At 75.0% G+C, this 12,094-nt stretch carries 10 protein-coding genes; 4 read left to right on the top strand and 6 right to left on the bottom strand.

Features of this window, described 5'->3' with window-relative positions; genetic code table 11:
- Positions 1-106: 106 nt before the first annotated feature.
- Positions 107-979, top strand: a complete 873-nt coding sequence (locus ACZ6S5_RS14810; RefSeq protein WP_466000656.1) for an aldo/keto reductase — start codon at positions 107-109, stop codon at positions 977-979.
- Between the two features lie 114 nt (positions 980-1,093).
- A complete protein-coding gene (locus ACZ6S5_RS14805) occupies positions 1,094-2,698 on the top strand; it encodes a GMC family oxidoreductase (protein ID WP_466000655.1) in 1,605 nt (534 codons plus the stop codon).
- Positions 2,699-2,775: 77 nt separating this feature from the next.
- Here the strand turns inward: ACZ6S5_RS14805 and ACZ6S5_RS14800 are convergent, their stop codons facing one another.
- The 5 genes from ACZ6S5_RS14800 to ACZ6S5_RS14780 all read right to left on the bottom strand — a co-directional run bounded on the left by ACZ6S5_RS14800 (position 2,776) and on the right by ACZ6S5_RS14780 (position 7,981).
- A complete protein-coding gene (locus ACZ6S5_RS14800; RefSeq protein ID WP_466000654.1) occupies positions 2,776-3,582 on the bottom strand; it encodes an esterase/lipase family protein in 807 nt (268 codons plus the stop codon).
- A gap of 233 nt (positions 3,583-3,815) precedes the next feature.
- Complete coding sequence (locus ACZ6S5_RS14795) at positions 3,816-4,259, bottom strand: hypothetical protein (protein ID WP_466000653.1); 444 nt, start codon at positions 4,257-4,259, stop codon at positions 3,816-3,818.
- Between the two features lie 6 nt (positions 4,260-4,265).
- The gene (locus tag ACZ6S5_RS14790; protein WP_466000652.1) at positions 4,266-4,529 is read right to left on the bottom strand and encodes a DUF6244 family protein; all 264 of its coding nucleotides are present in this window, start codon (positions 4,527-4,529) and stop codon (positions 4,266-4,268) included.
- A gap of 108 nt (positions 4,530-4,637) precedes the next feature.
- Positions 4,638-5,453, bottom strand: a complete 816-nt coding sequence (locus ACZ6S5_RS14785; RefSeq protein ID WP_466000651.1) for a hypothetical protein — start codon at positions 5,451-5,453, stop codon at positions 4,638-4,640.
- Positions 5,450-7,981: an FtsK/SpoIIIE domain-containing protein gene (locus ACZ6S5_RS14780; protein WP_466000650.1), complete on the bottom strand. Its 2,532-nt coding sequence runs from the start codon at positions 7,979-7,981 to the stop codon at positions 5,450-5,452. Before ACZ6S5_RS14780 ends, ACZ6S5_RS14785 begins: the two co-directional genes overlap by 4 nt.
- 192 nt (positions 7,982-8,173) lie before the next feature.
- On the opposite strand from ACZ6S5_RS14780, the gene ACZ6S5_RS14775 reads away from it, so the two are divergent.
- The gene (locus ACZ6S5_RS14775; protein ID WP_466000649.1) at positions 8,174-9,595 is read left to right on the top strand and encodes an alkaline phosphatase PhoX; all 1,422 of its coding nucleotides are present in this window, start codon (positions 8,174-8,176) and stop codon (positions 9,593-9,595) included.
- A 97-nt stretch (positions 9,596-9,692) separates the two neighbouring features.
- Here the strand turns inward: ACZ6S5_RS14775 and ACZ6S5_RS14770 are convergent, their stop codons facing one another.
- Complete coding sequence (locus ACZ6S5_RS14770; RefSeq protein WP_466000648.1) at positions 9,693-10,286, bottom strand: TetR/AcrR family transcriptional regulator; 594 nt, start codon at positions 10,284-10,286, stop codon at positions 9,693-9,695.
- A 265-nt stretch (positions 10,287-10,551) separates the two neighbouring features.
- On the opposite strand from ACZ6S5_RS14770, the gene ACZ6S5_RS14765 reads away from it, so the two are divergent.
- Positions 10,552-12,009 carry an MFS transporter gene (locus tag ACZ6S5_RS14765; protein WP_466000647.1) on the top strand — a complete coding sequence of 486 codons (1,458 nt, stop codon included), beginning with the start codon at positions 10,552-10,554 and terminating at the stop codon, positions 12,007-12,009.
- Positions 12,010-12,094 lie beyond the last annotated feature (85 nt).

The raw sequence follows: 12,094 nt of genomic DNA, 5'->3' as shown, positions 1-12,094 counted from the left end.
TCCGGACCCACAATCGGCGGGCGGGACGTTGGACCCGCCGATTCCCGGGAATGTCTCCCGGTCGGTGGCGGGTTCGCCGCCGACGACGACGCACAGGAGGACCGGCATGGCGACCAGTGCCAGCACCCAGCCCGCTAAGGCCTCGGGCACCTACCGGATCGGCGGTGACCTGCAGGTCGACCGGCTCGGCTACGGGGCGATGCAGATCACCGGGCCGGGGGTCTGGGGCGACCCGAAGGACCCGGCCGAGGCGGTCCGGGTGCTGCGCCGGGCGTACGAGCTGGGCGTGACCTTCATCGACACCGCCGACTCCTACGGGCCGTTCGTCAGCGAGATGCTGATCAAGGAGGCGCTGCACCCGTACGCCGACGACCTGGTCGTCGCGACCAAGGCCGGGCTCACCCGGTCCGGTCCGGGCGACTGGCGCCCGGTCGGCCGGCCGGAGTACCTGCGCCAGCAGTGCGAGCTGAGCCTGCGCCACCTCGGCCTGGACTGCATCCCGCTCTACCAGCTGCACCGGATCGACGAGAAGGTGCCCCTGGAGGACCAGCTCGGCGAGCTGGCCCTGCTCAAGCAGGAGGGGAAGGTCCGGCACATCGGGCTCTCCGAGGTGACCGTCGAGCAGATCGAGGCGGCCCGGCGGATCACCCCGATCGTGTCGGTGCAGAACCTCTACAACCTGGCCGACCGCAGCGCCGAGGACGTGCTGGACCACTGCGAGCGCAACGACCTGACGTTCATCCCGTGGTTCCCGATCGCCACCGGCAACCTGGCCCGGCCGGGCGGTCCGCTGGACGCGATCTCCACCGAGCACGGCGCGACGCCCGCGCAGCTCGCCCTCGCCTGGCTGTTGCGGCGGTCGCCGGTCATGCTCCCGATCCCGGGTACGTCGTCGGTGCCGCACCTGGAGGAGAACGTGGCCGCCGCCGAGGTGCGACTGACCGACGACGAGTTCGAGGCCCTCGCCAAGGCCGCCTGAGCCGGGTCCGGCGACGACGTCCCTGCCTGCGGGCGGCAACCACCCCTTTCCGTTCCGTGATCGGACCGCTACCGTCAGAGGGATTCTCGCGGACGGGACGGGCGGGGGTCCGAAGTGGACGAATTCGACTACGTCGTGGTCGGCGCGGGCGCGGCCGGCTGCGTGCTGGCCAACCGGCTCACCGAGGACCCGGCCACCCGGGTGCTGCTGATCGAGGCGGGCGGCTGGGACCGCAGCCCGGCCGTCCGCATTCCCAAGGCGTTCTCGCGCCTGATGGACGACCCGCGTACCGCCTGGCACTATCCGGCGACAACCGGGCCGGGGCACGGCGAGACGTGGCAGCGCGGGCGGCTGGTCGGCGGCTCGACCGCCATCAACGGGATGATCTACGGCCGGGGTTCGCCGGCGGACTACGACGCGCTGGAGCGGCTCGGCAACCCGGGCTGGGGCTGGTCGACCATGCTGCCCATCTTCCGGCGCTTGGAGGACAACCCACTGGGCGCCTCGCCGGTCCGGGGCGCGGGCGGCCCGCTGCTGCTCTCCACCGCCACCGGCACCGACCAGCTCTGCGAGGAGATGATCGAGGCCGGGGCGGAGCTGGGTTGGCGCCGGGTCGACGACCTCAACGCCGACGACGGCGAGCGGATCGGCTACGCCATGGCCACCATCCGGGGCGGGCGCCGGGTCAGCGCCGCCGACGCGTTCCTGCATCCGGTGCGCGAGCGGCCGAATCTGACCGTCGCGGTTGACACCGTCGCGCTCCGGGTGCTGATCCGCAACGGCCGGGCGGTCGGGGTACGCGCCGAGCAGCAGGGCCGGCAGGTCGACCACTTGGCCGCCGCCGAGGTGATCCTCGCCGCGGGCGCCCTCGCCACCCCGCAGCTGCTCCAGGTCTCCGGCATCGGACCGGCCGCCACCCTGCGCGGCGCCGGCGTGGACGTGCTGCTCGACCGGCCCCGGGTGGGCGCGGGGCTGCGCGAGCACCGGGCGATCCCGCTGCAGTACCGGCTCGCCGGGCCGGGCGGCTACAACGCGCGGCTCAGCAGCCCGCTCGGGCAGGCCCTCGCCGCCCTGCGCTACCTGCTCACCCGGCGCGGGCCGCTCGCCCTGCCGGTCTTCGACGTGGCGGCCCACATCAGGTCCCGCCCGGAACTGGACCGCCCGGACGCCCACCTGTTGATGGCGCCCTTCTCGGCGGCGCCCCGGCGGCCGGGCCGGGCGCTGGAACTGGAGCGGGAGCCAGGACTGATGTGCCTGGGCACGGTGACCCGCCCCGACAGCGAGGGCAGCCTCGCGATCACCGGGCCCGACCCGCGCACCCCGCCGGCCATCGTGGCGAACTACTTCGACACCCCGCACGACCGCGGAGTCGCGGTGGACACCTTCCGGCGGATGCGGGAGCTCTTCGCCACCGCGCCGGTCGCCGGACGGATCAGGGCGGAGGTGCTGCCCGGGCCGGGGACGCAGACCGACGAGGAGATCCTCGAAGCGGCCCGGGTGCACGGCTACTGCGGGTACCACGCCGTCGGCACCTGCGCGATGGGCCCCGACGACGAGGACGTCGTCGACCCGCAGCTACGGGTACGCGGGGTCACCGGGCTGCGCGTGATCGACGCGTCGGTGCTGCCGGTGCTGGTGTCGGGCTGGCTCAACGCGCCGGTGACCGCGCTGGCCTGGCGGGCCGCCGACCTGATCCTCGGCCGGACCACCACCGCCTGACCGACGGCCGGCACTCCTGTGGACGGTCACCGGCTCGACGGCCGCCGGCGCGGCGACCGTCGAGCCCCGACGCGGGTTCAGAGGGCGAAGCAGTCGGGCCGGATCGTGGCGCCGGCGAGCGCCTGCCGGACGATGCTGTACGTCGTCCCGTCGAGCACCAGGCCGAGGTGGCCGACGACCCGCAGCGGGCACCACGCCTGGACCAGGACGTTGCTGGCGCCGTCGGCGAGGACGGCGTTGTCGACCGGGCGGACCAGCTCGTCCTGCCAGGTCCGGACGGTGGTCCAGCGGACCACGCCCGGGGTGTCGTCGCCGCCGTTCAGGTCGGCGAGGAAGCTCGATCCGATGGACATCTGCTGGCAGGCGACGATGCCGGCGCAGCTGCCCAGGCCGACGAAGTTGACGATGTTGGCGACGTAGGTGCCGTACTGCGGGCTGCCGAGGCTGATGTAGTGGTCGACCTTGTCGGCGCCGCCGAGGAACTTCACGTACCAGCGGCTGACCAGGCCGCCCTCGGAGTGGGTGACCAGGTCCACCTTGGCCGCCCCGGTGGCGGCGCGGACCTGGTCCACGTAGGACGACAGGGCGCGGGCGGACTCCCGGATGTCGCCGAAGCCCAGGTTCGGCAGCTGGTAGATGGAGACCTGGTAGCCGTCGGCGCGCAGCCGGGCGGCGATGGGCTCGTACGCGATGGAGATTCCGATCAGGCCACCGACGACGACGACCGGGCTGGCGCCGGCGGCGGCGAGGGTCGACCCGTCGGCCGTGGCGGTGGCGTCGACGGCGGTGCTGGCGGCGCGCCGCGGGGCGGCCTCGGCGGCGGTGGCCGGGACGAGCAGGGCGGCGACGGCGGTGGTGGCGGCCAGGATCGTTCGGAGCAGCATGGCTGCACCTCCGGTGGGAGGCACCCGGGGAAGCCCGGGAGGGGGACGGGTGGGGGATCCGATCGATCGTGGGAACGATGATGCGTGTCCGATTTCACACACGTCAATGAAAAGTTACGCGCCGGTAACCCGTTCTTCCAGAGACAGTGTGTTCGGGCATTCCAGGCACGCCACCGGACGCGACCTGGCCGGATCGACGGCAGCCGACGGGCGCCGTCCGACCTCTCCGCGGATCAGGCCGCGTCGGTCCTGGTCACGGCTTCGGCCACCGCCCGCACCGACGGCGATCCGTGGCGCTCCGGGTCCACCAGCACGTCGACCGCGACGCCCGGCTCGACCAGCCAGAACGCCTCCCCCGCGCCGATCAGGCCGGGGCCGTCGGGATGTGGGAATTCGACCCACTCCCCGCCGTCGGGGTCCCGCTCGTGATACTCGGCGAGGAAGTCGTGCAGCGCGGTGAGGTCGGTGAGCCTGGGTCCGCGCAGCACATGCACCCGCAGGTCGACCCGGTAGCCCTCATCCACCTGGCGCTCCCAGACCCGGGTGGCGAAGGTGACGTCGTCCCACTCGGTGGCGAAGTCGGACACCTCCGTGCCCACGCCGGCCGGCAGCTGACCGATGTGGAAGCCGTCCAGCTCACCGCCGTCGGAGGCGCCGGTCAGGTCGTCGTCGCTCAATCGGGCTCAGCTCCCCAGCGCCCGGACCTTGGCGATCGTCTCCTGCACGTGCTGCCGGGCGGGATCACCGCCCTGGGCGGCCTGGGCCAGCCCCTGCCGGTAGGCGTCGATCATGCCGAGCAACGGTCCGGCCGCCACGCCCTCCAGCGCGCCGGCCACCAGCGCCCGCGCCTCGGCGGCGTCCTGGGCCGCGGCGGCCGTCTTGGCCTTCGCCTCGTCCAACTTCTGCGCGGCCGCTGCCAGCCTGGCGATGATCTGCGCTGCGCTCACACACCCTCCCCAGGTCGCTCCGGATCAGTTTGCCCCGGCCACAGCGGAGCCTACGGAACCATGGCACGTCCCGCGACCACGCGGCCGGGTGTCCGAGCCGCTCCCTGATCAGCTCAACAGGCGGAACGCCACCAGGTAGAGGCAGAACAGCCCCGAGGAGAGCAGGGCACAGAGGACGAAGCCGAGCGGGACGTACCGCGACGGTGGAGTGTCGCCCCCGAGCACCGGGCGGCCCCAGCGGGCCAGCACGAGCTGACCGGCCAGGAAGGACAGCAGCGGCACCCCCGCGCACGCCGCCGCGGCCACCAGGTCCAGCCCGCTCACCGGGACCGGCGAACCGACCAGGGTGGCGAGCATCAGCAGCGATCCGACCAGCGCGCAGGCCGCGTACACGGCGACCGCCCGGCCGAGCGGTGACCAGGTGGGCAGCAGCACGGGCCGGTGGGCGAGGGCCTCCGCCTGCTGGCCGAACCGGTCGGCCTCGTCGGCGAGCTGCCGGGCCGCGGCCAGCTCCGCCGCCGGGTCACCCGCCCGCGGCGCCGGCACCGTCCCTTCCGGATACGCCCCGACCCCCGACCGCCCCGGCGCGGCGGCTGCGCCGCCGACCGCCCCCGCCCCTGGTCCGGGCGGCGTGCCGGGGGCCCCGGCCGCGGCGACGGCCGACGGCGGCACGGGCGCGGCGCCGACCGCGGTCGCCGGCGACCCGACCGGCACCGGGGCGCCGTCCGGCGGCGGGGCGGCGCCGATGGCGCGGCCGAGTTGGTCGAGCCGCTGGCCCTGCGCGGCGAGCCGCTGGCCGAGCTGGTCCACGGCAGCCTGCAGGGTGCGACGACGTTCCGCCTCGGCGGCGACGGCCTTCTCCCCGCCGCGCTGCCGCGCGGACAGCTCCCGGGCCAGGGCGGCGTACTCCTCGATTCCGGTCACCGGTCGTCTCCGTCGCCCACGAAGGGCACCATCAGGGCGGCCCGTTGGTCGTGCCGGTCGACCAGGAGGGCGCGACCGGCACGGGGGGTGTACGCGAGGTCGTGCGCGCCGAGGTACAGGCCGAGGTCCGCGCCGGGCACGTTCAGCGCGACCAGGCAGGACGCGTCGTCGCGGTGCTGGCTGCCGCCGAGGTCCTCGCCGAGCCGGCGCAGCCCGCGCCACCAGCCGAGCAGGTGCACGCCGTGCGCCGGGCCGTCACGCAGCACGGCCCGCAGGTCGTCGTGGCCGGAGCGGAACGTCCCCGGGTCCGTGGCGGCCAGGGCGCCGGCCGCCGCGTCCATTCCGAACACCACCAGGTAGGTGCGCAGGCCTGCCCCGGAGCGGTCGCCCGGACCGGCGGCCACGTCGGCGAGGTGGCCGCGCAGCTCCGCCGCGTCGAGGCGGCGGACCGGGTGCCGGGCGGCGGCGAGGGTCATCGCCAGGTCGTCGGCGAGCCCGGTGGTGTCGGGGGCGAGGGGGGCGAGCAGGAAGCGGGCCGTGCCGGGGGCGTGCTGCCGGGCCAGGCTGAGCGCGGCCGACCGGAGCACGTCCGCCCCGGCGGCGGCGGCGCCGACCACGGCCAGGTGCCGGCCGGGGGTGGCGTCGAGGCGGAACGCGGCCGGGCTGCCGGCCACGTCCACGGTCCGGCCCACCAGCGCGAGCGGCGGCCCGGCACCCGGCCGCAGCCCCGCCCAGGTGGGATCGTCGGCCAGCCGGGGCGTCTCGTAGCCGCGGAACACGGTCGGCGGCGGCGAGCCGGCCGGCCGGGCCTGCCACAGCTCGCGCCGCAGGGTGGCCAGGTCGGCCGCCGCCGCGTGCGCGTCCGGGAAGCGGACCAGGATGTCCGCCCCGGCCACGCCGCCGGCGGTGTTCAGCACGGCCGCGCCAACGGTCAACGCCTTCGCGGCGTCATTGAGCGGATCGAGCACGGCGGCCCCGCCGGGCAGCGCCACCCGCAGCGGGAACTGGCCGAAGATGGCCTCGGCCCGGCCGTAGAGGGCCTCCACCCCGGTGGTGCTCTGGCTGGCCAGCACCAGGTGCAGGCCGTACGAGCGGCCCTTGCGGGCCAACTCCTCCAGCAGGTCGATGGCCTGCCGGGCGAGCGCGTCGTTGCCGGCGAAGAGCACGTGGAACTCGTCGACCACGGTGACGGTCCGGGGTGGCCGGTGCTCGGCGGGCAGGTCGGCGAGCTTGGTGACACCGAGCCGCTTCAGCAGGCCGGCCCGGCGGGTCAGCTCGTCGCGCAGCTCGCGCAGCACGGCGACGCCGTACTCGCGGTCGGACTCGATGCCGACCGCCCGGGCGTGCGGCAGCCAGGACGCGTCCCGCTCGGTCGGCACGAACTCGGTGAAGCTGACCCCCTCCTTGAAGTCGAGCAGGAGCAGCCGCAGCTCGCTGGGGGCGTACCGGGCGGCCAGCCCGTAGAGCACGTCGAGCAGGAACACCGTCTTGCCCGCGCCGGTGCGCCCGCCGACCAGCCAGTGCGGGGTGGCGTCGTCGAAGGCGACGGTGACCGGTTGTCGCCCGGCGCGGCCGAGCACGGTGCGCAGGCCGTCCGCGGACGACTCGGCCCAGCGCCGCGGTGGCAGCAGGTCGGTGAAGGTGACCGCCTCGGCCCGGCGGGTGGCCGCGGCGAGCTGCCGGGCCAACCCGGTGACCGCGGCGTGCGAGGGGTCGCCGTCCAGCACCACCGGGGCGGCCAGTCCGCTGCCGTCGCCGCTGTACGGCGCTCCGGGCGGGTCGCCGACCAGCGCGTACCGCTCGCCCAGCCGCAGCTGCGTGGTGGCGCCCAGCGGCGGCGGGACCTCGCCCGGGCCGGCGGCCGGGTAGCCGGCGAGCAGCACACAGACGGCGGCGGCCGGGCTGGCGTGGGTGAGCGCGGCCAGCCGCGCCAGCTCGCGCGGCGCCGGGGCGGACGCGGCGACGAGCAGCAGCAGCTCCTGGTCGTCGCGGGCGGCGTGCTGGGCGGCCCGGGCGTGCTGTTCCGCCTCGTCGAGCAGGGCGTCCACCTCGGCCGCGGTGGTGGCGGTGGGGCCCAGCACACCGGCGTCGAGCAGCGGGCGCAACGGCAGGAAGGCGGCGCCGAAGGCGGCCGGGTCGATACCGGCGACCCGCACCGTGCCGGCCGGCGCGGCGGCGAGCAGCTGGGTCACCACGGCCCGCAGCAGCTCACCGACCCGGGGATCGCGCGCGTCGGCGTCCACCGCGAGGTGGTTGCCGCCGGCCAGCGGGACCAGCACCGGGAAGCCGCCGTCGAAGGTGGTGGCCTCGCCGACGCGGACCGGGACGGCGGTGGTGACCGGACGGGCGGCGCCGGGCGCGGGGGCGGCCAGCGCGGCGCCGAGACGGGCCAGCCGGGCGACCAGTTCGGGGCTGCCAGGGGCGACCGGGGCGGCGGCCGCGAGGGACCGGCGTACGGTCTCCCAGCGCCGCAGCGCCTCCCGGTGGAGGGCGAGCGCCTGCCCGTACGCCGTCGCGAGCCTGCCCACCGTCCGCCCTCCGACGCCGCCGCGGTCCCGATCGAGGGAACCCTAACGGACGCGCGCCGGCCCGGCACAGTACGCGGGCCCGCACCCGACGTTGGCCCACTGTTCATCCGGCGGCAGTCGTTCCCACCGGTCGGTGTTCCCCCGGCCCGACTTGCCTGCTCGCCAGACGCACGTGAACAGGAAGGCGACGACGTGAGCTCCTCCCCCATCTCCCGCCGGTCGGTGCTGCGCACCGGCGCGGCCGGCGCGCTCGGCATCGTGGTGGCCGGCAACCTGGAAGCCATCGCGGGGCCGGCCGCGGCGCGGGCCGCCACCCGCCCGGCGGTCGGCTACGGCGAACTCGTTCCGGATCCGGCCGGGCTGCTGGCCCTGCCGCCCGGTTTCTCGTACACCATCGTGGCCCAGGCCGGCGCCACCCTGCTGGAGTCCGGCCAGCCGACGCCGAGCGACGCGGACGGCACCGGCTGCTTCCGCGGTCCCAACGGTTCGGTGCTGGTCAACAACCACGAAATCGGCGGCAGCGAGCCGTACCCGGTGCCGGCGCTGGCCGGGCTGACCTACGACCCGGGTGCCCGGGGCGGCACCACCACCATCGAGGTGGACGGGCAGGGCCGGCGGCTGCGCGAGTACGTCAGCGTGGCCGGCACGCACAACAACTGCGCCGGCGGCATCACCCCGTGGGGCACCTGGCTGACCTGCGAGGAGACCGAGCAGAAGGCGGGCGGCAAATACCTGAAGGACCACGGGTACGTGTTCGAGGTGGACCCGCACGACCGGTCCGCCAACCAGAACCCGGTGCCGCTGAAGTTCCTCGGCCGCTACTCGCACGAGGCGGTGGCGGTGGACCCGTACACCCACTCGATCTATCTGACCGAGGACGCCGGCGGCCCGAACGGGCTGTACTTCCGGTGGACGCCGCCGGCCGGTTTCCGGGGCGGCAAGGGCGCGCTGCGGGCCCTGGCCGAGCGTCCCGACGGGGACTCCGCGGGCAGCCTTCAGGCGATGACGTGCTTCCTGGGCGACCAGCACGTCGCCGACCTGTCCGAGGCCACCACCCCGGGCATCCGGTACAAGGTGGAGTGGGTGGACGTGCCGGACCGGGACGCGAAGACCGTCTCGGTGCGCAAGCAGTTCACCGACGAGCAGGTGACCCGCAGCCGCAAGCTGGAGGGCGCCTGGTGGGCCGACGGCGGCGCGTACTTCGTGGCCAGCTTCGCCCGGCACGACGACGGCAGCGTCAACGAGCACGACGGCCAGGTCTGGTTCTACGACCCGCGGACCGAGACGGTCACCCTGAAGACCATCTTCGGGGTGAACAACGACCCGGCGGCGGACCACGGCAACTTCGACGGGCCGGACAACATCACCGTCTCCCCGTACGGCGGGGTGATCCTGGCCGAGGACGGCGAGGGCGTGTCGCACCTGGTCGGGGTGACCGAGCAGGGCAAGGCGTACCCGCTGGCCCGCAACGAGCTGAACGACAGCGAGTTCACCGGCCCGACGTTCAGCGCGGACGGCACCATCCTGTTCGCCAACATCCAGACCCCGGGCTACGTCTTCGCGATCACCGGCCCGTGGGGCCGGCCGAGCGACGCGGACCTCGCCGCGTCCTGAGTGGATGAACCCGGCCGGCGGCTCTCCCGGGCCGCCGGCCGGCCCGTCCCGTCAGCCGGTACGGCAGGCGGGGCCCGGTCCGCCCCGCGGCGGCGGGTCAGCGCGATGCGGCCGGGTAGCGCAGGCCGTCCAGCGCGATGGCGACCACCCGGTCGCGCTGCGCCGGCTCGGGGAACTGGTACGCGGTGATCCCGCTGATCAGCCGGACCACGTCGTCGAAGCTCGCGTCCGGCCGGGCCACCCCGGCCACCTGGGCGCGACGCAGCAACGGCTCGCCCGCGGCGTAGATCTCGGTGCGGCAGCTGCGGAACACCTCGGAGTCGTGCACCAGCTCCTCGGCGAGGGCCCGCTTGGTGCCGACGTAGGCGACGAACCGGTTCAGCCAGGCCACCAGGGCGTCCCACGGGGGCAGGTCGGCCAGGTCGCCGGCGGACGCGCTGAGCGCGCGCACCTCCTCGACGTAGACCGCCTCGAACAGGTCCCGTCGGTTGGGGAAGTTCCGGTAGAGCGTCCCGATGCCCACCCCGGCCCGCCGGGCGATCTCCTCCAACGAGGCGCCCGCGCCGCACTCGCCGAACACCTCCCGGGCGGCGGCGATCAACGCGTCGTAGTTCCGCCGGGCGTCGGCCCGCTTCGGGCGCCGCGCGAAGACCTCACCCAACTGGTCGGCGCTGGCCATGACGCGCGTCACCCCTCTCGCCTTGCAACCGGAGGCATCCCTCCGCTACGTTAGTGGAGGCACCCCTCCGGAACTGACCGGAGCCATGCCTCCGGATAGCGTACTCCGGACTCTCCCGCCGATCCCAGCCGGCGCGATCGGCGAACCAGACACCGGACCCAGGAGGTCCCGCCATGCCCGCAACCCGCTGAAACACGCGCAGCTCCGGCCGCCACCGCCGCCAGATCCGCGCGAGCGGCCCCAGACCCTTCCTTCGTACGTGAACGGGAGTTTCTCCGTGCTCGAAACCACCCGACCCGACTCGCGTCGGTTGACCTTCCTCGTCCTCGCGGCCGGCGCCGGCTTCTTCGCGATGCTCCAGTCGCTGATCACCCCGGTGCTGCCCACCATCCAGCACGACCTGCACACCTCGCAGAACACCGTGACCTGGGTGCTGACCGCCTACCTGCTCTCCGCGTCGATCTTCACCCCGGTCCTCGGCCGGATCGGCGACATGATCGGCAAGGAGCGGACCCTGGTCGTCTCCCTCGCCGCGCTCGCGCTGGGCTGCCTGCTGGCGGCCGTCGCGCCCAACATCGGCGTGCTCATCGCCGCCCGGGTCGTCCAGGGCATCGGCGGCGCGGTCTTCCCGCTGTCGTTCGGGATCATCCGCGACGAGTTCCCCGCCGCGCGGGTGAGCTCGGCCGTCGCGGCCATCTCGGCGATCGTCGCCGCCGGCGGCGGCCTCGGCGTCGTCCTGGCCGGTCCGATCGTCGCCACCCTGGGCTACCGCTGGCTGTTCTGGATCCCGATGGTCGTCGTCGGGCTCACCGCGCTCGCGGCGCACCGGTTCGTGCCCGAGTCGCCGGTCCGTACGCCCGGCCGGATCAGCTGGGCGACCACCCTGCTGCTCTCCGGCTGGCTGGTGGCGCTGCTGCTGCCGGTCAGCAAGGGTGCCGCCTGGGGCTGGACCTCGGGCCGGGTGACCGGCCTGCTGGCGCTCGCCGGCGTCCTGCTGGTCGGCTGGCTGGTGGCCGAGACCCGCTCGGCGAACCCGCTGATCGACATGCGGATGATGCGCCTGCCCGCGGTCTGGACCACCAACCTGGTCGCCCTTCTCTACGGCGCCTCGATGTTCGCCGTCTACGCGTTCCTGCCGCAGTTCGTGCAGATCCCGCGCAGCGCCGGCTACGGCTTCGGCGCCAGCGTCACCCAGGCCGGGCTGCTGATGCTGCCGATGCTGGTCGGGATGTTCGTCGCCGGCCTGGTCGCCGGCCGGCTGGCGGCCCGGTTCAGCGCCAAGGCGCAGCTCGCCACCGGCGCGGTGTTCAACGTGTCCGCCGCGGCCATGCTGACCGTCGCGCACGACACCCGCTGGGAAATCGGGGTGGCCGGCGCCCTGGTGGGCATCGGCATCGGGCTCGCGTTCGCCTCGATGGCCAACCTGATCGTGGCCAACGTGCCGAGCCACCAGACCGGCGCGGCGACCGGCATGAACGCCAACATCCGCACCATCGGCGGCGCGATCGGGGCCGCGGTGGCCAGCACCGTGATCACCGCCCACCCGCAGGCCGGCGGGCTGCCCCGGGAGGCCGGCTTCACCATGGGCTTCCTGCTGCTCACCGCCATCTCGCTGGCCGCCGCACTGGCCGCCCTGGCCGTGCCCTCCGCCCGCCGGGCGGCGCGGGGACAGCGCGGCGGGCAGCCGCCGCGGGCAGCCGAGCCGGAGCTGGAACTGGCGACGGCGGGGCACTGATCGGTCGGCCGCTCGGGGGCGACACCCTCGGGCGGCCGCCCGACGGCGCAGGGCGCGACCGGCGGTCCGGAGTGGACCGCCGGCC

Source organism: Micromonospora sp. NPDC051924, assembly GCF_055586005.1.
The sequence above is the reverse complement of the archived record's forward strand: the minus strand, read 5'-3'. Positions and strand labels throughout refer to the sequence as shown.